This window comes from Serpentinimonas barnesii, from assembly GCF_000696225.1.
Classification (GTDB): Bacteria; Pseudomonadota; Gammaproteobacteria; order Burkholderiales; family Burkholderiaceae_C; genus Serpentinimonas; species Serpentinimonas barnesii.
In genome coordinates this window covers 1-901 of record NZ_BAWN01000049.1, presented here as the reverse complement: position 1 = coordinate 901, position 901 = coordinate 1, and the positions used below count along the sequence as shown (strand labels likewise).

General features: G+C 53.5%; 1 protein-coding gene. It reads left to right on the top strand.

The genetic code is table 11. The features are described 5' to 3' along the window. Positions 1-513: 513 nt before the first annotated feature. The coding region (locus tag SRAH_RS12190) for a hypothetical protein (RefSeq protein ID WP_171816060.1) at positions 514-901 on the top strand (388 nt) is incomplete at its 3' end.

The window sequence follows — 901 nt, the reverse complement described above, 5'->3', positions numbered from 1 at the left end:
GCTGGCTGCAGACTTTGTTGAGCAGGTGGCCAGGCCAGATGTGGGGAAGGGCGTCAATGATTCTTTGATCACGTACATTCAACACAGACTTGATAATAGATTGCCAGCGGCGGCGCCAATTACCAACGAAGCCGCTCAACTTTGGAAGAATTCCGGAGTCAATTAAACTTTCTATAATTGCGCAAATACCGAATTTAATAAGGCCTCATCTACTCACAAAGAAAGATATCAAAATGACACCACTAGATAAGAAAGGGAATATAAAAGGATGGGCTGCGGATTTATTGTTCATATTGGGGGCCGCGCTTGTTCTCTTGCCGCCTTTATTACAATGGCCCATAATATTGATCGTCATTTCGAAAGTGGTTGGCCTCTGCATAATTGGGTTCGCGTCAATTGCCATAATATCAAAAACATTAGATCTGCGGGCATTTACATTTGACCCCCTAGGCTGGCGCAAAGTTAAAATGAGCCACAAAGAGCTGGAGGCTCCCAAAAGCGAAAATAAGCCAAATGGGTAATATGATGCAGGTGATACGTGTCGGCGAGCGCGAGCTGAGCCTCGGGCTGAGCGGCGACCTCAGCAACAACGCCATCCGTGCGGGCGACGCTGGCTTTGTGAACAACGTGGCGGGCAAGACCGCAAGCCGATCAGGGGTGCGCAACCCTGGTGCCGCCTTCAATGCGGGCGCAGCGGGCAGCAACACCATCGTGCAACACTTGCCCGACAATGGCCGAGTGGAGTCGGAGTTGGCAGCGTTCATCCAAGCCCACACCGGGGGCAGCCACTCACCCTACCAGTGGAGTGAGGTGCAACTGGGTAAGGTGCAGCCGCCAGCGCCCAGCCCCAATGCGGGGCTGGGCACCATCACGCCCGCCCCCAATGGGTGTGTGACGGCGC